Below are 19,453 nucleotides of genomic sequence, written 5' to 3'. Positions count from 1 at the left end.
CAACATCACACCTCTGGGAGACACCCGCGTATGACGACGCCGCTCTATGGACAGATGATGGACGTGCCGCTGACGGTTTCCTCGCTGCTGGCCCATGCGTCACGCCACTTCGGCACGACCGAGATCGTATCGAAGCGCATCGAAGGCGACGTGCATCGCTACACGTACCGCGATTGCGAGCGGCGCGCGAAGCAGCTCGCGCAGGCGCTGATGGCGCTCGGCGTCGAAGCGGGCGACCGGATCGGCACGCTCGCCTGGAACGGCTACCGGCATCTGGAAACCTACTACGGCACGACGGGCTTCGGCGCCGTGTGCCACACGATCAATCCGCGCCTCTTTCCCGATCAGATCGCCTATATCGTCAATCACGCCGACGACCGCTACGTGCTGTTCGACATCACGTTCGCCGCGCTCGTCGATGTGCTTGCGCCGCAGTGTCCAAACGTGCGCGGCTGGATCGCGATGACGGACGAAGCGCACATGCCGCGCATGTCGACGGCCGCGTCGAGCTATGAAGCGCTGCTCGCGCAGCACGACGGCGCATTCGACTGGCCGGAACTCGACGAACGTTGCGCATCCAACCTTTGCTACACATCGGGGACGACGGGTAATCCGAAGGGCGCGCTGTACTCGCATCGCTCGACCGTGCTGCATGCGTTCGGCGCGTCGCTGCCCGATGCGATGGGCCTGTCCGCACGAGATTCCGTGCTGCCCGTCGTGCCGATGTTCCATGTGAACGCATGGGGCATTCCGCACGCCGCGCCGCTGACGGGTGCGAAGCTGGTGTTTCCGGGCAAGGATCTCGACGGCAAGTCGCTGTATGAGTTGATGGAGGCGGAGCGCGTCACGTATTCGGCGGGCGTGCCGACCGTGTGGCTCGGCTTGCTGAACCACTTGCGCGAAGCCGGCGTGAAGTTTTCGACGCTGCAGCGCACGGTGATCGGCGGTTCCGCATGTCCGCCTGCGATGCTCAAGATGTTCCAGGAAGTCTATGGCGTCGAGGTGATTCACGCGTGGGGCATGACGGAGATGTCGCCGCTCGGCACGCTTGCGAAGCTCACATGGGAGCAGTCGCAGCGCTCGCCCGACGAGCAGCGCAAGCTGCGCGAAAAGCAGGGCCACGTGATGTACGGCGTCGATATGAAGATCGTCGGCGACGACGGGCGCGACCTGCCGTGGGACGGCGTCGCGTTCGGCGATCTGCACGTGCGGGGGCCGTGGGTGATTGACCGGTACTTCCGCAGCGATGCGTCGCCGCTCGTCGACGGCTGGTTTCCGACGGGCGACGTGGCGACGATCGACAAGGACAGCTTCCTGAACATCACCGACCGCAGCAAGGACGTGATCAAGTCGGGCGGCGAGTGGATCAGTTCGATCGACGTCGAGAACGTCGCGATTGCGCATCCCGCCGTCGCGGAAGCGGCGTGCATCGCGTGCTCGCATCCTAAGTGGACAGAGCGGCCGCTGCTGGTCGTCGTGAAACGTCCGGACGCCGACCTGACGCGCGACGACATGCTGGCGTTCTACGAAGGCAAAGTCGCGAAATGGTGGATTCCCGACGACGTCGTATTCGTCGACGAACTGCCGCATACGGCAACGGGCAAATTGCAAAAGCTCAAGCTGCGCGAGCGCTTCCGCGACCACGTGCTGCCGTCGGCGCTCGACATCGAGAACTGCCCGTTCGACGAGAAAGAAGGGCACGCCCTACGGCACGTGAAAACCGATCTGTCGTAGACCTCGGGTTTACGCCATCGCCGCACGCATCATTTGAATTTGAACGATCGTGCTTTTTTGTGTATTCTGCCTGCTATCGCAAACGAACGGCGAAACAGCGGACAATGGTTCGGGTGTTCCCATCCGGACTGCGCCTGTCAGGCGCGTCCGCATCGCATGGAGGCAGGCAGATGGCAGTGGACTACACGACACACGACGGCGTCGCCGTCATCACGCTGAATAATCCCCCCGTCAACGGCCTCGGCCTGTCGACGCGCAAGGGCATCGTCGAAGGCGTCGAGCGCGCGCAGGCCGATCCCGCCATCAAGGCGATCGTGCTGACGGGCGCGGGCAAGGCCTTCTCGGGCGGCGCCGACATCACCGAATTCAACACGCCGAAAGCGCTCCAGGAACCGACGCTAATGACAGTCATCAAGGCTGTCGAAGGCAGCGCGAAGCCCGTCGTCGCGGCGATCCACAGCGTCGCGATGGGCGGCGGACTGGAACTCGCGCTCGGCGCGCACTATCGCGTGGCGGCGCCCGGCGCGCAGATCGCGCTGCCCGAAGTGAAGCTCGGCATCCTGCCCGGCGCGGGCGGCACGCAGCGTCTGCCGCGCGCGCTCGGACTGGAAGCCGCGCTCAACATGATCGTGTCGGGCACGCCCGTGATGTCCGAGAAGCTCGCGGGCACGCCGATTTTCGATGCGCTGATCGAAGGCGATCTGATGGAAGGCGCGCTGGCGTTCGCGCGCAAGGTCGGCGCGCAAAGCGGTCCGCATCCGAAGATTCGCGACCGCAAGATCGAGCATCCGAACGCCGCGGGCTTCATCCAGTTCGCGCGCAACAGCGTCGCGGCCGTCGCGAAGCAGTATCCGGCGCCGCACAAGTGCATCGACGCCGTCGAGGCGGGCGTGCTCAAGGGCTTCGAGCAAGGCATGAAGGTGGAGCGCGAGTGCTTCCTCGCGCTCGTACAGACGCCCGAAAGCCGTGCGCTGCGCCATGCCTTCTTCGGCGAGCGCGCGGCGAGCAAGATTCCCGATGTGCCGTCCGACACGCCCGTACGCGACATCAAGAAGGTGGCGGTGATCGGCGCGGGCACGATGGGCGGCGGCATCGCGATGAACTTCATCAACGCGGGCTTGCCCGTCATGCTGCTCGAAACGAAGCAGGACGCGCTCGATCGCGGTCTGGCTACGATCCGCAAGAACTACGAGGCGACCGTCAAGAAAGGCAAGCTGACGATAGACGCGCTCGAGCAGCGCATCGCGCTGATCACGCCGACGCTCTCGTACGACGACCTCAAGGACGCCGATCTCATCATCGAAGCCGTGTTTGAAGAACTCGGCGTGAAGGAGCAGGTATTCAAGCGCCTCGACGAAGTCGCGAAGCCGGGTGCGATCCTCGCGTCGAACACGTCGACGCTCGACCTGAACAGGATCGCCGCTTTCACGAAGCGCCCGCAAGATGTGGTCGGCATGCACTTCTTCAGTCCGGCCAACGTGATGAAGCTGCTCGAAGTGGTGCGCGGCAAGGACACGGCGAAAGACGTGCTCGCCACCGTGATGAAGCTCGCGAAAAAGATCAAGAAGACGGCCGTGGTGTCGGGCGTCTGCGATGGCTTCATCGGCAACCGGATGATCGAGCAGTACATCCGCCAGGCGCTCTTCATGCTCGAAGAAGGCGCGCTGCCCGCGCAGGTCGACAAGGCCATTGAAAAATTCGGCTTCGCGATGGGCCCGTTCCGCATGAGCGATCTCGCGGGTAACGATATCGGCTGGGCAATCCGCAAGCGGCGTTATCAGGAGCACCCGGACATGCATTACTCGAAGATCGCCGATCGCCTGTGCGAGACGGGGCGCTTCGGGCAAAAAACGGGCGGCGGCTGGTACGACTACAAGGCGGGCGACCGCAATGCGTATCCGTCGAAGCAGATCGACGAGATGATCGTCGCGTATTCGAAGGAACTCGGCGTCGAACGGCGCAAGCTCTCCGACGACGAGATCGTCGAGCGTCTGGTGTTCGCGCTCGTCAACGAGGGCGCGAAGATTCTCGACGAGGGCATCGCGTCGAAGCCGTCGGATATCGACATGGTCTATCTGACGGGCTACGGCTTTCCGCTCTGGCGCGGCGGCCCGATGCTGTATGCGGATACCGTCGGCTTCTACAACGTCGAGCGCGCGATCCGCCGTTATGCGGCCCAACCGAACGGCGACGCCTGGCAGATTGCTGCGGGCATCGTCGAGCGGGCGGCGCAGGGGCGCGGCTTCAATAGCTGAACGCGCACGCACCGCCGTCGCGAAACAACAGGAACAGTGATGAAAGATGCCCGTGACGTTCTGCTCGTCGTCGATGTGCAGAACGACTTCATGCCGGCCGGCGCGCTCGCCGTCGCGCGCGGCGACGAAATCGTGCCGCTCGTGAACCAGCTCGCGCGGCGCTTCAGCCACGTTGTACTGACGCAGGACTGGCATCCGCCGTCGCATGTTTCGTTTGCCGCGAATCATGCAGGCCGCCAGCCGTTCGAGAGGATGACCCTGCCGTACGGCGAGCAGGTGCTGTGGCCGACGCACTGTGTGCAGAACACGCCAGGCGCCATGCTGCACGCGGCGCTCGATATTCCGCATGCGCGCGCCGTGATTCGCAAGGGGCATCACGCGGGTGTCGACAGCTATTCGGCGTTTCTCGAAGCCGATCGCACGACGCCGACGGGACTTGCCGGCTATCTGCGCGATACGGGCGTGACGCGCGTGTGGTGCTGCGGGCTCGCGACCGACTATTGCGTCGCGTGGTCGGCGCTCGACGCGCGCGCGGCGGGCTTCGAGGTCGTCGTCATCGAAGACGCGACCCGCGCAATCGATCTGAACGGTTCGCTCGACAAGGCTTGGCGCGAGATGCGCGCCGCCGGCGTCGAACGCGTGCAATCGGCGGACTTGCTTGTCTGAGCCGGCGCCACGCAAGGCGAACCACACACACTCTTTGAAAATTTGCAGGAGACATGCATGACTGACGCCGTAATCGTATCGACTGCCCGGACGGGTCTCGCCAAATCGTGGCGCGGCGCGTTCAACATGACGCACGGCGCGACGCTCGGCGGCCACGTGACGCAGGCCGCCGTCGAACGCGCGAAGATCGACCCGGCGCGCGTCGAGGACGTGATCATGGGCTGCGCGAATCCCGAAGGCGCGACGGGCTCGAATATCGCGCGACAGATCGCGCTGCGCGGCGGGCTGCCCGTGACCGTGCCGGGCATGACGGTGAACCGTTTCTGCTCGTCGGGCCTGCAGACGATTGCACTTGCCGCGCAACGCGTGATGGTCGGCGAGGGCGATGTGTTCGTCGCGGGCGGTGTCGAGTCGATCTCGTGTGTGCAGAACGAAATGAACATGCACATGCTGCGCGAAGGCTGGTTGACGGAACACAAGCCGGAAATCTACTGGCCGATGCTGCAAACGGCCGAGACCGTCGCGAAACGCTATTCGATTTCGAAGGAGCGTCAGGACGAATACGGCGTACAGTCGCAGCAGCGCGCGGCGGCGGCGCAGGAAGCGGGGCGCTTCAACGACGAAATCGTGCCGATGACGGTGCTCGCCGGCATCGCGGATAAAGCAAGCGGGCGCCTCTTCACGAAGGAAGTGACGATCGCGGCCGACGAAGGCATCCGCGCCGACACGACGCTCGAAGGCGTGTCGAAGATCCGCACGGCGCTGCCGGGCGGCGTGATCACGGCGGGCAACGCGAGCCAGTTTTCGGATGGCGCGTCGGCGTGCGTCGTGATGAACGCGAAGGTCGCGGAGCGTGAAGGCCTGCAGCCGCTCGGAATTTTTCGCGGCTTTGCGGTGGCGGGCTGCGAGCCCGACGAAATGGGCATCGGCCCGGTGTTCGCCGTGCCGAAGCTGTTGAAACAGGCAGGTCTCAAGGTCGACGATATCGATCTGTGGGAACTGAACGAGGCCTTCGCCGTACAGGTGCTGTATTGCCGCGACAAGCTCGGGATTCCGAACGAACGCCTGAACGTCAACGGCGGGGCGATTGCGGTGGGTCATCCGTATGGCGTGTCGGGTGCGCGTCTGACGGGCCATGCGTTGATCGAAGGCAAACGGCGCGGCGCGAAATTCGTCGTGGTGACGATGTGCATCGGCGGCGGGCAGGGCGCGGCGGGCTTGTTCGAAGTCGTCTGAGCGCGCTTTCGCGTAGCGACTCTGCGCGGATATGTCAGCCCGCGTGCGAAAGCACGCGGGCTTTCTGCTTTCTTTACTTGCTACATTCTGGCTTTGCCTTACGCAGGCTTTGCCGTGCGTCACCGCTGCTTCGTTTTGTGCAAAGCTTCCGCGCGATGGACAGCACGTTTGCCGCTTTTTTCGCTTTCGACCTCGTAGTGCACGTCGTCCTTCGATGCGGCCACCGTATGACCATCCAGTTCCGTGTGCGCGGTGATCGCGCGGACGATCTTGCCCCTTGTCATGCCCTGTGGCGTGTTCCAGTCGACGCGATCGCCCGGTTTCAGATCATGCTTCATGCCGTTCTCCCGACAGATTGAGTGATGGCGAATATTGCATCCGTTGTTCCCGTTTCCGCCTCATTTCCGTGACAGCGCGTGGATGACGAATGCCTGTCAGGCACACAATTCGCTGCTTCGTCCACCCACACATCCGCCAGACGATAAGGAGAACAATCATGCGAATGCGGGTTGCTTGCGTTGCTGTGATGGGGGCAACGGCGTTGTCGATCGCATCGGGAGCGGCGTCGGCGCAATCGCAGGCCTACACCAATCAGCCTGTCTACCTGTACGCGGGACCGGCGCAGGATTACCCGGTCGTCGCGCAATTGCCTTCCGGACAACCCGTGGCCGTCTATGGCTGCGTGAGCGGCTACACGTGGTGCGACGTGGCGATCGCGCAGGCGCGCGGGTGGGTTTACGGCGGTTACCTGACCTATCCGTATCAGGGCAGCGATGTCCCCATCATGGACTACGGGACGGTGATCGGCCTGCCGCTGATTACCTTTTCGATCGGCTCTTACTGGGACCATTACTATCGCGGGCGCCCGTGGTACGGCGACCGTGGACGCTGGGCAAACCATCCGCCGCCGCCGCACCGTCCGCCACCGCCGCCGCCAGGCGGCAATCGTCCGCCGCCCGGTGGGAACCGGCCGCCGTCCGCGTCGCCCGCGCCGCCGCCTCCGCCTGGGCCATCCGCCGCCGGGCATGGACATCGGCCCGGCCCGCCGCAGCAGGGCGAGCGTCCGCCGCAAGGGCAGCCACCGCAACAAGGCGGCCGTCCGCCGGTCCAGGGCGGCAATCCTTCGGGACCGCCGCCTGCTCACGGCGGGGAGCATCCACCCGGGCCGCCGCCCGCGCAAGGCGGTGGACATCCGTCCGGGGGGCCTCCGGGCGGCGGTGGCAACGCCCGGCCGCCAGCGCCTTCGGGGCACGGCAACGAAGGCCCGAATCACTGATTGCGATGCCGTCCGCAGCCGTTCGCTGCACTACAGGCCGCTGAGGTTGCCCGTCGGCAGCGATAGCGTGCCCTGGTCGATGAAGCGCGTGCCGCCCGTGACGCCGCCAGCGAGCCGGCCCCGCAGCACATACGGAAGTTGCCCCGACTGCGCGCTGTCGGCGAAGGCGAATGCCTGGCGGACGACAGTGAAGGCGGGCACCGTCAAGGGCACGCCGATCACGGTTTCGCCGAAGCGCGGCACAGTGCCGCTCTGATCGCTGACGCCGCTCGCGAATGGCTTGCCGTTCAGATCGAGTTCGACGGAAACGCCGTTGAAGTCGACGGGCGCTTCGTTCGGATTCTGCACACGCAGCTTCAGAATGAAGCGCATCTCCATTCCCTGGCCCTCGAGCGGCTCGATCCCTGCGACGTTCACACGCAGCGGATTGCTGCCGAACATGCCCGCACAGCCGCCAAGCGCCAGCAGCGCGGCGAACAACATCAGCACACGGGCGAAGCGCGCAGCGCGGTCGGCGATCATGGTCGTGCTCCTCTCGAAAGGGACGCGCGAATAGGCGCGCGTCGTATGCACTATAGCGGCGCAGGGCGCTGAAGCGGGCGCAATCGCGCGCCGGTGCGGCACGCTTTGCCCGCCGCCACGGCGATGAGACAATCGCGGCGCCCTCGGCGCGCAGCCGGTTCGCGCCGAACCAGGACGGTCCCCGCGCGTGCGTGCGCGCCGTTTCGTTGTACCGTTCGGCTCGTCACGGGGCAAGACAGACGCACGACAAACCGTATGAAACCGAAAATCGAAACAATCGTTCTTGGCGCCGATCTCGCCGGCACGTTCATCTTCGCGATCGAGGGCGCGGTGGCCGCGATGCACAGCGGCCTCGACCTGCTCGGCGTGATGGTGATCGCGTTCGTCGCGGCGCTCGGCGGGGGCGTGACGCGCGACCTGCTGATCGGCGCAACGCCGCCCAACGCCATCCGCGACTGGCGCTATCCCGCGTTGACGTTCGCAGCGGGCCTGCTCACGTTCCTCTTCCACGCCAACGCGCAAGGCTTCCCCGAGTTCTGGCTGATGGTGCTCGATGCGGCGGGCCTGTCGCTGTTCGCTGTGGCGGGCGTCGAAAAGGCGATGCTGTACCGCATCCGCCCGTTCGTCGCGGCGCTGATGGGCACGGTGACGGGTGTTGGCGGCGGCGTCATCAAGGATGTGCTGCTCGCGCGCATTCCGTCCGTGCTCGTCACCGATATCTACGCGACGGCGGCATTCGTCGGCGCAATCGTGGTGCTGAGCGCGCGCCGCTTCGGCCTGTCGCCGGCGCTGGCGGGCGTGGCGGGCGGCGTCGCGTGCTTCGTGCTGCGCGTGGCCGCGGCGACGCATGGATGGCATCTGCCGCGCGCGCAGCCCTGAACGCGGCGCACAAGCGAACCCGCGAGCAACCCGCGCGGGACGCCAGGCTACTTCAATCCGCCGACGATCTTTTCCATCTCCGTTTCGCTGAACGCGCGCATCGTCGCCGTGCGCACGTTGCCTTGCGCGGCGAGCGCGAGGCCGAGACGGGTCGTGGTCTCGTCGTCGGGCGACTCGAACGAGATCACGAGGTCGTACGCGCCGAGCGTCCAGTTCACCGTGCCGACCGTCACGCCCATCGCCTTGCTGGCTTCGCGAAACGCGCGTGCCCGGTTGACGGTATCTTTCGCGGTGCGCACACCCTGATCGGTCCAGTTGACCAGCATGAGGTAAGTGGCCATGTTGTCCTCGTGAAGTGAATGCAGATGATCCGCGCACGATGCGGCGGCGCCCGGCGAGAAAGGCGAGCGTGCCCACGGAGCGGGCCGTTTTCCATGCGTGCATAAGGCGGCAAAGAGGAAGGAAGACAAGGCGGCCGGGGGGCGGCGGGCCCGCGCGCTGGAGAAGGAATGGCCGCAGGTTGAAGGCGCCCGGTTTCGCGTTGCGCGTGAGCGCTGCCTGCGCACGGCCGGGCTGATTGCCTGAAAAGTATAGGCGACACAACGCGCCGTGACGCGGCCGATCGCACGGGTGGTGTGTGCGTTTTTCCTATGCCATGCAGCTCGATTCATCGTCTCGCGCAGTGCAGGTATCATCTGGCGAAGCGTGTTTCATCCGTGTCCAGCATGGGTTCCGTGCGGGCCGCGGCGCCAGGTCAACAGCAAAGGTGAACGTCTTGATTCGTCATATCGTGATGTGGAAGTTGCAAGCGGGGGAAGGCCGGACGCGCGAGCAAAACGCGTTGGTGCTGAAAGAAAAACTGGAAGCCTGCCGCGATGCCGTGCCGGGCATCGTGCACCTCGAAGTCGGTATCGCGACACCCGGCCTCGACTCGACGTTTGACGTCGTGCTCGTCTCCGATTTCACCAACAAGGCGGCGCTGGACGGGTATCAGGTCCACCCCGTGCATCAGGACGTGAAGGCATTTCTCGCGCCGATCCGCGAGGCGCGTCAGGCCGTCGACTACGAACTCTGAACGCATATGACCGACTCTTCCAGCAACACGCTGGTGATCGAAAGCCCGTTTATCGATCACCTCGGCGTGCAACTCGTTTCGGCCGGCGACGGCGCCAGTGAAGTCGTGCTGCCGCTGCGTCCCGAGCATCTGAACACGTGGGCCGTGTCGCACGGCGGCATTACGATGACACTTTGCGACGTCGCGCTCGCCATGGCCGCGCGCAGCCTCGCGGCCGACGGCGTCGGCGTCGTCACGGTCGAAATGAAGGTGAACTTCATGCAGCCCGGCAGCGGCGAGTTGCGCGCGACGGGCCGCGTGCTGCATCGCTCTACCACGATGGCCTATTGCGAAGGCGAGATCCGCGACAGCGAAGGCCATTTCGTCGCGAAGGCGCTCGGCACGTTCAAGTACATGCGGCGACTCGCCGTTGGCCGCGAAGTGCGGCAGCAGCGGCTGCGCAGCGATCCGTCGGCGAAGCCGGGGCCGAGCGACGGCTGAACGCCGCGCCGCGCCTTCGCCCCGTACTTCATACCCGACATTCTCCGGAGACAAACTCATCATGAGCCAGCTCAATCGCCAGATTCTGCTCGTGTCGCGTCCGCAGGGCGCGGCATCCGCTGACAACTTCAAGCTCGTCGAAACGCCGCTCGCGCCGCTCGCCGATGGCGAGGTCCGCGTGCGCAATCACTATCTGTCGCTCGATCCATACATGCGCGGCCGCATGAGCGACGCGAAGTCGTACGCGGCGCCGCAGCCGCTGAACGAGGTGATGATCGGCGGCACGACGGGCGAAGTGGTCGAGTCGAAGAACGCGGCTTTCAAGCCCGGCGACAAGGTGGTCGGCATGTTCGGCTGGCAGGAATTCGGTACGTCGGACGGCAAGAACCTGCGCAAGATCGACGACACCCACGTGCCGCTCTCTGCGTATCTTGGCCCCGTCGGCATGCCGGGCGTGACGGCGTGGTACGGCCTGAACCGGATCATCGCGCCGAAGGCGGGCGAGACGGTGGTCGTCAGCGCGGCGAGCGGAGCGGTCGGCAGCGTCGTCGGACAACTGGCGAAGCAGGCGGGCGTGCGCGCCGTCGGCATCGCGGGTGGTCCAGACAAGTGCCGCTATGTGGTCGAGACCCTGGGGTTCGACGCATGCGTCGACTACAAGGCGGGCAATCTTTATCAGGACCTCAAGGCGGCGACGCCGGACGGCGTGGACGGTTGCTTCGAGAATGTCGGCGGCGAAGTGCTCGACGCGACGCTCGCGCGGATGAACGCGCATGGCCGCATCGCGTTGTGCGGCTTCATCGCGGGTTACGACGGTGCGCCTTTGCCGCTCAGGCATCCGGCTTTGCTTCTCACACAGCGTCTGCTGGTTCAGGGCTTCATCGTCAGCGAGCATCTGGACGAGTGGCCCGCCGCGCTGAAGGAACTCGGCACGCTCGTCGCCCAGAAGAAGCTGCAGTATCGCGAGACCGTCGCGCAAGGCCTGGAAAACGCACCCGAAGCGTTTCTCGGCATGCTCAAGGGGCGCAACTTCGGCAAGCAGCTCGTCAAGCTGATCTGAGTCGGCGCAAACGGGAACGCGCCACGCGCAATCGCTCATCGAGGGAAACGGCATGTTCGAGTTCGACGGCAAAGTCGCCGTGATTACAGGCGCGGCGAGCGGCTTCGGCCGCGCGTTCGCGGAAAAGGGCGCGTCGCTCGGCATGAAGCTCGTGCTGGCGGATATCGACGCGAACGCGCTCGCACAAACTGTCGATGCGCTGCGCGCATCGGGCGCCCAAGCCATCGGCGTGCAAACTGACGTGTCCGACGGCGCACAGGTTCAGGCGCTCGCGGATGCCGCGCTCGCAGCCTTCGGCAAGGTGCATCTGCTGTTCAACAATGCCGGCGTCGGCTCCGGCGGCTTTCTGTGGGAAAGCTCGGCGAACGATTGGGCATGGGTGTTCGGCGTCAACGTGATGGGCGTCGCCCACGGCGTGCGTATCTTCACGCCCATCATGCTGAAGCAGAAGGAGCCGGCGCATATCGTCAATACGGCATCGGTTGCGGGGCTGTTGTCGCCGCCGTCGATGGGCATCTACAACGCGTCGAAGCACGCAGTCGTGTCGCTGACGGAGACGCTGTATCACGATCTGCAAAACGCGGGCGGCGAGGTCGGTTGCTCGCTGCTGTGTCCCGCGTTCGTGCCGACGGGCATCGCGGATGCCGAGCGTGCGCGTCCCGAGTCGCTGCGCAACAGCGCCGAGCCCACGCGCTCGCAGCTCGCCGCCGACAAGCAACTGCAGCGCGCGGTGCGATCCGGCAAGCTGGGCGCGACGGACGTCGCGGCGCTGACGTTCGACGCGATCGCCGGGCGGCGCTTCTACATCCTCACGCATCCCGCCATTCTCGCGACGGTGCGGCTGCGGCACGAGGACATCGAGCAGCAGCGCAATCCGACTGATCCGCTGTCGCTCAAACCCGAGGTCAAGGAAGCGCGCTAGCGCGCCCGGTCGAGCGTTTCAACGCGTGTTCGTGGCATCATGGCGCGCTCATTTAACCGTGCGGCGCGTGCGCGCCGTCGTCCAACCATGCCGTTGAATCCGAAGATCGAGCAGGTGCTCGACATGATCGCGCGGGCAAAGCGCCCCGCTTATCACGATCTGACGCCGCAAGCGGCGCGCGCGTCGTACGAGAAGAGCGCGCCGATACTCGAAGTGCCCGCGGCGCCGATGTTTTCCGTCGACGACATCGACGTGCCGATGCGCGACGGCGCGTCCATTCGCGTGCGTCTCTATCATCCCGCCGAGCCTCAATGGGCCAATCCCGTGCCCGCGCTCGTCTACTATCACGGCGGCGGCTTCACGGTCGGCAGCGTGAACACGCACGACGCGCTCTGCCGGATGTTCGCGCGCGACGCGCAATGCGCGGTGATGTCGGTCGACTACCGGCTCGCGCCGGAGCACAAATTTCCCACCGCTGTCGACGACGCGTTCGACGCCCTCGAGTGGCTGCACGACAACGCTGCGCTCTACGGCATCGACGCGAGCCGGATGGCAGTCGGCGGCGACAGCGCGGGCGGCACGCTTGCCACCGTATGCGCCGTGCTCGCCCGCGACGCAGGCATTCCGCTCGTGCTGCAACTGCTGATCTATCCGGGGACGACGGGTCATCAGCAGACCGACTCGCACGCACGCCTCGCGGATGGTTATCTGCTGTCCGGCGACACGATCCAATGGTTTTTCGAGCAATACCTGCGCGATGCCGACGACCGCCACGACTGGCGTTTCGCGCCGCTCGACGGCACGCGCGGCGCGCCTGCATTGCACGGCGTGGCGCCCGCATGGATCGCAACGGCCGAATACGATCCGTTGAGCGATGAAGGCGACGCCTATGCGCACAAGCTGCGCGAGTCGGGCAATGCCGTCGCGTTCACGTGTTACGCGGGCATGATTCACGAGTTCTTCAAGATGGGCGGCTACGTGCCCGACGTCGCCATCGCGCATGCGGACGCGGCGGCCGCATTGCGCGCCGCGTTCGGCGCCGACTGAAAATGAGCGGCTGTTTCGCCTTCAGGCGATATCGAACGTGAAACTGCGCTCGTAATCCCCGGGGCGCACGACGCGATGCGAGCCGTTGTCGTCGCTGCGTTCCAGCGCCGCGACGCTCAGCCGTCCGTTCTGCGCCAGCACCTGCACGGCCGTCGTGCCGCGCGTGCCGTAATCGGGCGTATCGATAAAGGCCGCCGACAACGCGCGTTCGCGTTCGAGCGAAATGCCTGTCGCCGGCAATTCGTCGTCGCGGGCGACGTGCGGGTCGCGCATCAGACCGATCAGCGTCGCGAGCGGCGGACGGGCTTCGCCGGCGAGCGCCTGGGCAAGCTCGGCGCGCTTGCGCACGAGTTTCGGCCAGGGCGTGTCGAGCACCGCGTTCGAAATGCCATGTGTGCCCGGCGCGAGCAACATTGGCGCGGCGGGCGAGCGGTTGCAGTACCAGGCGAGTTCCCGCCGCGTCCAATCGCCGACGAGCAGATTGAAGCCGTTGTACATGTCACCGTCCCGTGCGACGCGCAACAGATAGTCGAGCGGCGCGCCGCTTTCGATACCGTGATCGCCCGACAGCCAGTTGCTCACCAGCGTGCCGCGCGTCGGCGCATCGGCGCGCATTTCTTTTGGTGCGCGATAGTTGGTGAGCGCGGCAAAGCGTCCGTCGCGCGTCATGCCGAGCCACGTGCCGCCGCCGACCAGGTCTCGGCCCGCCAGCAGATTTGGCGCGTCGGCCCACCAATGCATCGGTTCGGCCGTGCGCTTGAGGAATTCGTCGCGGTTTGCCGCGAGCGTGAACAGCGGACCGTCAGACGCTTCGGGGCGCCAGTCGAACACGATCAGACACATCGGCAGAAGTCTTGGTAACGAGAAGGCGTGAATACGGCGGGAACACGCCGCGACTGATATCCGGGAAGGAAGGCGCGGCGCCGTGCGGATGTTGCTGGGTGCGTCAGACTTCCGTCGGCAGCGCGTAAGGCAGGGGCAGGAAGGTCAACGCGGGGCCGTCGGCGGCACCCAGATGGACGCTGCCGTTTTCGAGCGCGGCCAGCTTGATTTCGACGAGTGCATCGACGCCGCCGTCCGGCGCGGCCGCCGTGTTGACGAGCATGCCGCACGGCTGGCCCGGATCGTCCGAATGAAACAGTTCCGCGCCCGGCACGACGCTTTCCGTTTCACCCGCCACATTCGCGAGTGACATGCGCCGCTTGATCGTGCCGCGATACTGGCTGCGCGCCACCACTTCTTGGCCCGGATAACAGCCTTTACGGAAATTGACGCCGCCGAGCACGTCGAAGTTGATCATCTGCGGCACGAACTGTTCGGCCACGCGCTGCGTGATACGCGGCTCGCCCGCGCGGATGTCGAGCCAGTCCCACACGGCGGGGGAGACACGCGGCAGTCTGGCCTCCAGCGCGGGCAGGCGGGCTTCGACTTCGGCCTTCGGTCCAACCCACACGTACCGCAGGCGGCCCGCCGCATCGGGCACGCGCACCAGCGACCCGGCTGGCCCGTCCACCTTGACGTGCACGCCGTCGGGAATCGCGTCGAACACGCCCGAGAGCGCGCCTCGTACGTCACCGGCAAGGCCGATGGCGAGTGTAGTCTCCGAAGCGTCGCCCAGCTTCGCCTTGGCGCGCAGCACGAACATCGACAGACGCTTTTGCACGGCGGCCTGCACGTCCTTCGACACCAGCATGCGGATCGACTCGCCGCTGCACCATACCAGGAACGACGCCAGCAAGCGGCCCTTCGGCGAGCAGTAGCCGGCGAGGCGCGCCGTCGCGGCATCGAGATGCTGGGTGTCCGCCGTGAGTTGCGAGTGCAGGAAGGCAGCGGCGTCGTCGCCCGTCGCGTCGATCACGCCGAACTGCGGCAGCGGCATGAACGCGCCGCCCGACAGGACGGCGTCGAACTCGTCGCGCGCGGGGCGCGCAAACGCAGGAAGCGAAACGGCAACGTGAGCAGGAGCGGGGGCAGCAGTGCCGGGAGCAGAAGCAAGCGGTGCGTTCATGGATTCGGGGAACAGTCAATTCTGACTTTGGCGGAGGCAAGCAAGTATTATATTGGCTTCACCCGAACCACGTTTCCATGTCCCTCCTGAAGAAATGCCTCATCGCCTGCGTCGTGCTCGCGATGCTGCTCGCCGCCGCGACGTACGGCGCATACCACTGGGCCACCACGCCTGTCCCGCTCGCCGCCCCGCAACTCGATGTCACGATCAAACCGCACAGCAGCTTGCGCAGCGTCACGGCGCAACTCAACCGTGGCGGCGTCCCCGTCGAGCCCGAACTGTTCGTGATGATGACGCGCGTGCTCGGGCTGCAGTCGGCGCTCAAGTCCGGCAACTACGAATTCAAGCAGGGCATCACGCCGTACGACGTGCTGCAGAAGATCGCGCGCGGCGACGTCAACGAGTACGTGGCGACGATCATCGAAGGCTGGACCTTCCGGCACATGCGCGCCGAACTGGATGCGAATCCGGCGCTCAAACACGATACGGCGGGCATGTCCGACGCGGATCTCCTGAAGGCGATCGGCGCGCCCGAAACGCCCACGGGCACGGGCGAAGGGCTGTTCTTCCCGGATACCTACCTGTTCGACAAGGACACCAGCGACCTCGACGTCTACCGCCGCGCATACCGGCTGATGAAGCTGCGCATCGACGAAGCGTGGGCGGCCCGGGCGCCGGGCCTGCCGTACAAGACGCCGTACGATGCGCTGATCATGGCGTCGATCGTCGAGAAGGAAACGGGCAAGGCATCCGACCGCCCGATGGTCGCCGGGGTGTTCGCGAACCGTCTGCGCGTCGGCATGCCGCTGCAGACCGATCCGACCGTGATCTACGGAATGGGCGAGAGCTACACGGGCCATTTGCGCAAGAAGGACCTGCAGACGGACACTCCTTACAATACCTATACGCGGATGGGCCTGCCGCCTTCGCCCATCGCGCTGCCGGGCGTTGCGTCGCTGCAGGCCGCGCTCAATCCGGCGCAGACCAGCGCGCTGTATTTCGTGTCGCGCGGCGACGGCAGCAGCATCTTTTCTGACACGCTCGGCGATCACAACAAGGCCGTCGACAAATACATTCGAGGTCAATGATGGCTCGGGGAAAATTCATCACGTTCGAGGGCATCGACGGCGCGGGCAAGACCACGCATCTCAGCTGGTTCCGTGACCGGCTGGAGCAGAAGCTCGCGCCCGTCGGCCGTTCCGTTGTCATGACGCGCGAGCCGGGCGGCACGAAGCTCGGCGAATCGCTGCGCGACATCCTGCTGCATCAGGCTATGGACCTCGAAACCGAGGCGCTGCTGATGTTCGCCGCGCGCCGCGAGCATCTCGCGCAGGTGATCGAGCCGGCGCTCGCGCGCGGCGACTGGGTGCTGTCCGACCGTTTTACCGACGCGACCTTTGCTTATCAGGGCGGTGGGCGCGGCCTGCCGCGCGACAAGCTCGAAGCGCTCGAGCGCTGGGTGCAGGGCGGCTTCCAGCCGGATATGACCTTGCTGTTCGACGTGCCGCCTGAAACAGCCAGCGAGCGCCGCAGCGCGGCGCGTGCGCCGGACCGGTTCGAAAGTGAATCGGACGCGTTTTTCACCCGCACCCGCACCGAGTATCTGCGCCGTGCCGAAGAAGCGCCTTACCGGTTCGATATCATCGACTCGACGCGCAGCATTGCTGAAATTCAGAAGCATCTTGAAGATTTGATCGTATCTCTTTGAATTTACGCCGATATAAGCTCATTGAATATCATTGGGCAATTCTCGGCCGATACATCAAAAACACTCTTCAACCTATTGAATCAAAAGACAAACAATGATTTATCCGTGGCAAACCGACGACTGGAACCGCCTGCAGCAACTGCGCGCCCACTGGCCGCACGCGCTGCTGCTTCACGGGCAGGCCGGCATCGGCAAGCTGCGCTTTGCCCAGCATCTGGCGCAGGGGCTGCTGTGCGAATCGGCGCTGCCCGATGGCCAGCCGTGCGGCACCTGCGCGGCGTGCACCTGGTTCAAACAGGGCAATCACCCGGACTACCGGATCGTGCTACCGGAGGCGCTCGCCGCGGAAGCGGGCTTCACCAGCGCCGCGGCCGATGAAAAGGCCGAGAAAGCGGGCGCCGACGCCGACGAAGGCGGCAAGAAGACACGCACGCCCAGCAAGGAAATCAAGATCGAACAGGTGCGGGCGCTGCTGGACTTCTGCGGCGTCGGCTCGCATCGCGGCGGCGTGCGCGTCGTCGTGCTGTACCCCGCCGAGGCGCTGAACGTCGCCGCCGCCAACGCGCTGTTGAAAACGCTGGAAGAGCCGCCCGCGGGCGTCGTGTTCCTGATGGTGTCGGCGCGCATCGACCGGCTGCTGCCGACCATCATCAGCCGTTGCCGCCAGTGGCCGATGACCACGCCGTCGTCGCAGGCCGCCACTGCGTGGCTCGCGCAACAGGGTGTCGACGACGCGCCGGGCCTGCTGGCCGAAGCCGGCGGGGCGCCGCTCGCCGCGCTGGCGCTCGCCAGCGACGAAAACCGCCCGTTGCGCGACTGGACGCTCAAGCAACTGGCGGCCGGCCCCAATTGCGATGCGTTCGCGTGCGGCGAGACCTTGCAGAAGCTGCCCGTGCCGCTCGTGCTCGGCTGGCTGCAGCGCTGGATGTACGATCTGCTCGCCCAGTCCACGGTAGGCGCATCGGGCACGCCGCGTTATTTCCCCGCCGCGTCGGCGGCGCTTTCGCGTTGCGCGTCGCAGGCCGACGCGAACGGTTTCGCGCGCTTCATGCGGACGGTCACGCGGCAACGCGCGGTCGAAAACCATCCGCTCAACGCGCGGCTCGTGTTCGAAGAACTGTTTCTCGGTTATCGCGACCTGTTCGTCCAGTAGCCAGACCCATTCGCCGCGCGTGAAGCACCACCGTTTTCAGCCCATTCCATCATCGACATCGACATGACTCTTCAATACCGCGATGCCACGCTCGACGATCTGCCCGCCATCGTCGCCATCTACAACTCGACCGTGCCGTCGCGGCAAGTCACGGCCGATCTGGAACCCGTCAGCATCGACAGCCGCCGGGCGTGGTTCGAGGCGCACGGTCCTGAGAAGCGTCCGCTGTGGGTCGTCGAAGATGCGGGACGGGTGATTGCATGGCTGAGTTTTTCCGACTTCTACGGACGGCCCGCCTATCAGCGTACGTCCGAAGTCAGCATTTATCTGGACGAAGCCGCGCGCGGCAAGGGGCTGGGCAAGAAACTGCTGGCAGCCGCGCTGGAAGCCGCGCCGAAACTGGGTATCGATACGGTGCTCGGCTTTGTATTCGGCCACAATGAGCCTAGCGTGCGACTGTTCCAGGCGTTCGGCTTCGCAACATGGGGCACGCTGCCGCGCGTCGCCGTGCTGGATGGCGTCGAGCGCGATCTGGTCATCCTCGGCAAGCGTCTGGACGGCGCGCAATAGGCTGTTGCGGTACGGCTCGCCTCAAACCTCACCGGATTTTTCGCAGGACTTCACCATGTTCGTCGACTCCCACTGCCATATCAACTTCGAAGGACTCGGCGACCGTCTGCCGCAAGTGCTGGACAACATGCGCTCGCATTCGGTCACGCACGCGCTGTGCGTGTCCGTCGACTTCGAAACGCTGCCGTCCGTGCTGGACATCGCGCGTTCGTACGACAACGTCTATGCGTCGGTAGGCGTGCACCCGGACCACGAGGATGCACGGGAGCCGACAGTCGCCGAGCTGGTCGAGCTGGCGCAGCATCCGAAGGTGGTCGCGATCGGCGAGACGGGGCTTGATTATTACCGCCTCGAAGGCCGCTCGATCGACGACATGGAGTGGCAACGCGAGCGCTTTCGCGTGCATATCCGCGCCGCGCACCAGACGGGCAAGCCGCTGATCGTGCATACGCGCGCGTCGTCGGCGGACACGCTGCGGATCATGGCCGAGGAACGCGCCAGCGTGCCGGGCGGCGTGATGCACTGCTTCACGGAGCCTTGGGCCGTCGCTGAACAGGCGCTGGCGCAGAATTTCTACATTTCGCTGTCGGGCATCGTCACCTTCAAGAGCGCGACGGACGTGCAGGACGTCGCGCGCCGGGTGCCGCTCGAGCGTCTGCTGATCGAAACCGACTCGCCGTACCTCGCGCCCGTGCCGTATCGCGGCAAGCCGAATGAACCTGCGTACGTCAGTTATGTCGGAAGGTTCATCGCGCAGCAGCGCGAGATGCCGGACGAAGCGCTCGCGGCAGCGACCAGCGAGAACTTTTTCCGTTTGTTCAAGATTCCAGCGCCGGCCGGCGTTTGAAGTGAAAAGCACGTA

General features: G+C 65.5%; 21 protein-coding genes. 16 read left to right on the top strand and 5 right to left on the bottom strand.

The annotated features are described in order from the left end of the window. Positions 1-30 precede the first annotated feature (30 nt). From C2L66_RS07890 to C2L66_RS07875, 4 genes are all read left to right on the top strand, one after another. Entirely contained in the window at positions 31-1,734 is a 1,704-nt protein-coding gene (locus C2L66_RS07890; RefSeq protein ID WP_060600828.1) for a 3-(methylthio)propionyl-CoA ligase, read from the top strand. 170 nt (positions 1,735-1,904) lie between these two features. Beyond that, the gene (locus C2L66_RS07885; protein WP_060600831.1) at positions 1,905-3,989 is read left to right on the top strand and encodes a 3-hydroxyacyl-CoA dehydrogenase NAD-binding domain-containing protein; all 2,085 of its coding nucleotides are present in this window, start codon (positions 1,905-1,907) and stop codon (positions 3,987-3,989) included. A gap of 39 nt (positions 3,990-4,028) precedes the next feature. After that, positions 4,029-4,655 (top strand): bifunctional nicotinamidase/pyrazinamidase, encoded by a 627-nt coding sequence (gene pncA / locus C2L66_RS07880; RefSeq protein ID WP_060600834.1) that lies wholly within the window; start codon positions 4,029-4,031, stop codon positions 4,653-4,655. 57 nt (positions 4,656-4,712) lie between these two features. Then, positions 4,713-5,891 carry an acetyl-CoA C-acyltransferase gene (locus C2L66_RS07875; protein WP_060600837.1) on the top strand — a complete coding sequence of 393 codons (1,179 nt, stop codon included), beginning with the start codon at positions 4,713-4,715 and terminating at the stop codon, positions 5,889-5,891. A 119-nt stretch (positions 5,892-6,010) separates the two neighbouring features. On the opposite strand, the gene C2L66_RS07870 is transcribed toward C2L66_RS07875, so the two are convergent. Beyond that, complete coding sequence (locus C2L66_RS07870) at positions 6,011-6,229, bottom strand: hypervirulence associated TUDOR domain-containing protein (RefSeq protein WP_060600839.1); 219 nt, start codon at positions 6,227-6,229, stop codon at positions 6,011-6,013. Positions 6,230-6,387: 158 nt separating this feature from the next. Here C2L66_RS07870 and C2L66_RS07865 point away from each other — a divergent pair, with 158 nt between their 5' ends. Next, positions 6,388-7,167, top strand: coding sequence for an SH3 domain-containing protein (locus tag C2L66_RS07865; protein ID WP_060600842.1), 780 nt, complete (start codon positions 6,388-6,390; stop codon positions 7,165-7,167). 30 nt (positions 7,168-7,197) lie between these two features. Here the strand turns inward: C2L66_RS07865 and C2L66_RS07860 are convergent, their stop codons facing one another. Continuing rightward, complete coding sequence (locus tag C2L66_RS07860) at positions 7,198-7,689, bottom strand: LEA/WHy family protein (protein ID WP_060600845.1); 492 nt, start codon at positions 7,687-7,689, stop codon at positions 7,198-7,200. A gap of 255 nt (positions 7,690-7,944) precedes the next feature. On the opposite strand from C2L66_RS07860, the gene C2L66_RS07855 reads away from it, so the two are divergent. Continuing rightward, positions 7,945-8,568 (top strand): trimeric intracellular cation channel family protein, encoded by a 624-nt coding sequence (locus tag C2L66_RS07855; protein WP_060600847.1) that lies wholly within the window; start codon positions 7,945-7,947, stop codon positions 8,566-8,568. 47 nt (positions 8,569-8,615) lie between these two features. Here the strand turns inward: C2L66_RS07855 and C2L66_RS07850 are convergent, their stop codons facing one another. Next, complete coding sequence (locus tag C2L66_RS07850) at positions 8,616-8,909, bottom strand: GYD domain-containing protein (RefSeq protein WP_036005252.1); 294 nt, start codon at positions 8,907-8,909, stop codon at positions 8,616-8,618. Between the two features lie 434 nt (positions 8,910-9,343). Here C2L66_RS07850 and C2L66_RS07845 point away from each other — a divergent pair, with 434 nt between their 5' ends. The 5 genes from C2L66_RS07845 (at position 9,344) to C2L66_RS07825 (ending at position 13,152) form a co-directional block, all read left to right on the top strand. Further along, a complete protein-coding gene (locus C2L66_RS07845) occupies positions 9,344-9,643 on the top strand; it encodes a Dabb family protein (RefSeq protein ID WP_107203099.1) in 300 nt (99 codons plus the stop codon). A gap of 6 nt (positions 9,644-9,649) precedes the next feature. Further along, positions 9,650-10,123 carry a PaaI family thioesterase gene (locus tag C2L66_RS07840; protein ID WP_054930476.1) on the top strand — a complete coding sequence of 158 codons (474 nt, stop codon included), beginning with the start codon at positions 9,650-9,652 and terminating at the stop codon, positions 10,121-10,123. Between the two features lie 61 nt (positions 10,124-10,184). Then, positions 10,185-11,183, top strand: a complete 999-nt coding sequence (locus C2L66_RS07835) for an NADP-dependent oxidoreductase (protein WP_060600853.1) — start codon at positions 10,185-10,187, stop codon at positions 11,181-11,183. Between the two features lie 52 nt (positions 11,184-11,235). Beyond that, the gene (locus tag C2L66_RS07830; protein ID WP_060600856.1) at positions 11,236-12,105 is read left to right on the top strand and encodes an SDR family oxidoreductase; all 870 of its coding nucleotides are present in this window, start codon (positions 11,236-11,238) and stop codon (positions 12,103-12,105) included. An 87-nt stretch (positions 12,106-12,192) separates the two neighbouring features. Then, on the top strand, positions 12,193-13,152 hold the full coding sequence (locus C2L66_RS07825; protein ID WP_060600859.1) for an alpha/beta hydrolase: 960 nt from the start codon (positions 12,193-12,195) through the stop codon (positions 13,150-13,152). 21 nt (positions 13,153-13,173) lie between these two features. Here the strand turns inward: C2L66_RS07825 and C2L66_RS07820 are convergent, their stop codons facing one another. Beyond that, positions 13,174-13,995, bottom strand: coding sequence for an NRDE family protein (locus C2L66_RS07820; protein ID WP_060600861.1), 822 nt, complete (start codon positions 13,993-13,995; stop codon positions 13,174-13,176). Positions 13,996-14,098: 103 nt separating this feature from the next. Then, entirely contained in the window at positions 14,099-15,160 is a 1,062-nt protein-coding gene (gene ygfZ, locus C2L66_RS07815; protein WP_060600863.1) for a CAF17-like 4Fe-4S cluster assembly/insertion protein YgfZ, read from the bottom strand. Between the two features lie 77 nt (positions 15,161-15,237). Between ygfZ and mltG the strand changes: the two genes are divergently transcribed. The 5 genes from mltG to C2L66_RS07790 all read left to right on the top strand — a co-directional run bounded on the left by mltG (position 15,238) and on the right by C2L66_RS07790 (position 19,438). Then, entirely contained in the window at positions 15,238-16,248 is a 1,011-nt protein-coding gene (gene mltG / locus C2L66_RS07810) for an endolytic transglycosylase MltG (protein ID WP_060600866.1), read from the top strand. Then, positions 16,248-16,868, top strand: coding sequence for a dTMP kinase (gene tmk, locus C2L66_RS07805; protein WP_054930483.1), 621 nt, complete (start codon positions 16,248-16,250; stop codon positions 16,866-16,868). The genes mltG and tmk overlap by 1 nt, the downstream gene beginning before the upstream one ends. 94 nt (positions 16,869-16,962) lie before the next feature. Then, a complete protein-coding gene (locus C2L66_RS07800) occupies positions 16,963-18,021 on the top strand; it encodes a DNA polymerase III subunit delta' (protein WP_060600869.1) in 1,059 nt (352 codons plus the stop codon). 63 nt (positions 18,022-18,084) lie between these two features. After that, positions 18,085-18,591 (top strand): GNAT family N-acetyltransferase, encoded by a 507-nt coding sequence (locus C2L66_RS07795; protein WP_060600871.1) that lies wholly within the window; start codon positions 18,085-18,087, stop codon positions 18,589-18,591. 55 nt (positions 18,592-18,646) lie between these two features. After that, entirely contained in the window at positions 18,647-19,438 is a 792-nt protein-coding gene (locus C2L66_RS07790) for a TatD family hydrolase (RefSeq protein ID WP_054930486.1), read from the top strand. Positions 19,439-19,453 lie beyond the last annotated feature (15 nt).

Source organism: Paraburkholderia caribensis (assembly GCF_002902945.1).
GTDB classification, from domain to species: Bacteria; Pseudomonadota; Gammaproteobacteria; order Burkholderiales; family Burkholderiaceae; genus Paraburkholderia; species Paraburkholderia caribensis.
This window is presented reverse-complemented; position numbering and strand designations above follow the sequence as displayed.

Excerpts from the sequence above, each read along its gene's own strand:
- C2L66_RS07890 (WP_060600828.1), top strand. The coding sequence starts at position 31 with ATGACGACGCCGCTCTATGGACAGATGATGGACGTGCCGCTGACGGTT.
- C2L66_RS07885 (WP_060600831.1), top strand. The coding sequence starts at position 1,905 with ATGGCAGTGGACTACACGACACACGACGGCGTCGCCGTCATCACGCTG.
- pncA (WP_060600834.1), top strand. The coding sequence starts at position 4,029 with ATGAAAGATGCCCGTGACGTTCTGCTCGTCGTCGATGTGCAGAACGAC.
- C2L66_RS07875 (WP_060600837.1), top strand. The coding sequence starts at position 4,713 with ATGACTGACGCCGTAATCGTATCGACTGCCCGGACGGGTCTCGCCAAA.
- C2L66_RS07870 (WP_060600839.1), bottom strand. The coding sequence starts at position 6,229 with ATGAAGCATGATCTGAAACCGGGCGATCGCGTCGACTGGAACACGCCA.
- C2L66_RS07865 (WP_060600842.1), top strand. The coding sequence starts at position 6,388 with ATGCGAATGCGGGTTGCTTGCGTTGCTGTGATGGGGGCAACGGCGTTG.
- C2L66_RS07860 (WP_060600845.1), bottom strand. The coding sequence starts at position 7,689 with ATGATCGCCGACCGCGCTGCGCGCTTCGCCCGTGTGCTGATGTTGTTC.
- C2L66_RS07855 (WP_060600847.1), top strand. The coding sequence starts at position 7,945 with ATGAAACCGAAAATCGAAACAATCGTTCTTGGCGCCGATCTCGCCGGC.
- C2L66_RS07850 (WP_036005252.1), bottom strand. The coding sequence starts at position 8,909 with ATGGCCACTTACCTCATGCTGGTCAACTGGACCGATCAGGGTGTGCGC.
- C2L66_RS07840 (WP_054930476.1), top strand. The coding sequence starts at position 9,650 with ATGACCGACTCTTCCAGCAACACGCTGGTGATCGAAAGCCCGTTTATC.
- C2L66_RS07835 (WP_060600853.1), top strand. The coding sequence starts at position 10,185 with ATGAGCCAGCTCAATCGCCAGATTCTGCTCGTGTCGCGTCCGCAGGGC.
- C2L66_RS07830 (WP_060600856.1), top strand. The coding sequence starts at position 11,236 with ATGTTCGAGTTCGACGGCAAAGTCGCCGTGATTACAGGCGCGGCGAGC.
- C2L66_RS07825 (WP_060600859.1), top strand. The coding sequence starts at position 12,193 with ATGCCGTTGAATCCGAAGATCGAGCAGGTGCTCGACATGATCGCGCGG.
- C2L66_RS07820 (WP_060600861.1), bottom strand. The coding sequence starts at position 13,995 with ATGTGTCTGATCGTGTTCGACTGGCGCCCCGAAGCGTCTGACGGTCCG.
- ygfZ (WP_060600863.1), bottom strand. The coding sequence starts at position 15,160 with ATGAACGCACCGCTTGCTTCTGCTCCCGGCACTGCTGCCCCCGCTCCT.
- mltG (WP_060600866.1), top strand. The coding sequence starts at position 15,238 with ATGTCCCTCCTGAAGAAATGCCTCATCGCCTGCGTCGTGCTCGCGATG.
- tmk (WP_054930483.1), top strand. The coding sequence starts at position 16,248 with ATGGCTCGGGGAAAATTCATCACGTTCGAGGGCATCGACGGCGCGGGC.
- C2L66_RS07800 (WP_060600869.1), top strand. The coding sequence starts at position 16,963 with ATGATTTATCCGTGGCAAACCGACGACTGGAACCGCCTGCAGCAACTG.
- C2L66_RS07795 (WP_060600871.1), top strand. The coding sequence starts at position 18,085 with ATGACTCTTCAATACCGCGATGCCACGCTCGACGATCTGCCCGCCATC.
- C2L66_RS07790 (WP_054930486.1), top strand. The coding sequence starts at position 18,647 with ATGTTCGTCGACTCCCACTGCCATATCAACTTCGAAGGACTCGGCGAC.